This window comes from Pseudomonas sp. F220 (assembly GCF_057813935.1).
The window spans coordinates 1-1,210 of the sequence record NZ_JBVASJ010000098.1 but is presented as its reverse complement, the minus strand read 5'-3'; the positions used below and the strand labels follow the sequence as shown (position 1 = coordinate 1,210).

The 1,210-nt window shown below is 52.1% G+C and carries 2 pseudogenes; both read right to left on the bottom strand.

Features of this window, described 5'->3' with window-relative positions:
• Nucleotides 1-113: 113 nt before the first annotated feature.
• Nucleotides 114-782, bottom strand: a pseudogene (locus tag ACZYSM_RS29135) (amidohydrolase); the annotation flags it as partial.
• A 301-nt stretch (nucleotides 783-1,083) separates the two neighbouring features.
• Nucleotides 1,084-1,210, bottom strand: a pseudogene (locus ACZYSM_RS29130) (IS630 family transposase); the annotation flags it as partial.

Genomic DNA, 1,210 nt, shown 5'->3' with positions numbered 1-1,210 from the left:
ACCCGAAAATCAGCAAAATGAGGGCGAAAATCGGCCCTGGAAATGCAAAATAAGGCCGGCAGGTTGAAAAAAACCGGCTTGGCAATGGGGGCGGTGCGAACGGGTTAATTGTTCAGCGTCTCCCTAGCAGCCGCCACTATCGGATCATGACCGAAGTGTGACTTAGCACCATGTGTGCCCTTGCCCTTGAGGGTGATAGTGACAGTATCGGAAGACGCCGCTACTGCACCTGGCAGCACAGCGAACATACCCACCGGCAATCCTGGCGTATTGTGTAAAGCGTAGATGCCATCGCATGGAAAGCGCTCGAACAACCCATCCGCCATCATTCGCAACGCTCCGCCCTGACCTTCTTCGGCCGGCTGAAAGATCAGGTTCAGAGTGCCAGCGAACCGGCGCGTTTTGGCCAGATAATGTGCCGCCGCCAAGAGGATTGCGGTGTGACCATCATGGCCGCAGGCGTGCATTTTTCCAACAAACTTGCTGGCATAGGGAAGCCCTGTGGCCTCCTCTATCGGCAAGGCGTCCATATCGGCGCGAATACCAATGCTCTTTGGGCTATCGCCGAGTTTTAGGCGCCCAACCACCCCGGTTCCACCCATCCCCTCATGTACTTCGTATCCCCATTCTTTTAAATTGGCGGCAACCAAGCGGCTAGTTTCGACCTCTTCAAAGCCCAGTTCAGGGTGTGCATGGATCTGCCGACGGATGCGGATGAACTCATCCTGTGTCTTCTGGATTTCAGTAATGACATAAGTCTGGTCGGGGCTGCGATTATCCATAACGGGAGTCCAGGGAGTATTTACAAGAATAACTGGCAACGAATTGGGGTATGCCCAGATGTCGCACAGCCGTGCTGGTATTAAGCATTGCACGATGCTGTCCGGCCATGTTCACACCGGACACTGAAAAAAAGTTATTGCGATAACCAAAATAGACAACAGTCAGAGCAATAGGCATAACCAGAATCACCAGATAGGCACCTACGAGAAATAGCCGCTCAATGTCAAAAAAACTTCGCTGTACAGCCCCTAAATGCTTGATAACCAGTTGAGATAAGCATGCACAGAGGTGATTATTCAGCTAGTGTGCTGCCTCAGAAAAAACGTTCTCTTTGGACTGTGATGCCATCGCCTCTCGCGCACGCTGGATCTTGCGCAAGATGTCTTCACCTTTTGCATTCCAGACGTATAGGCTTGGCTGAGCATTG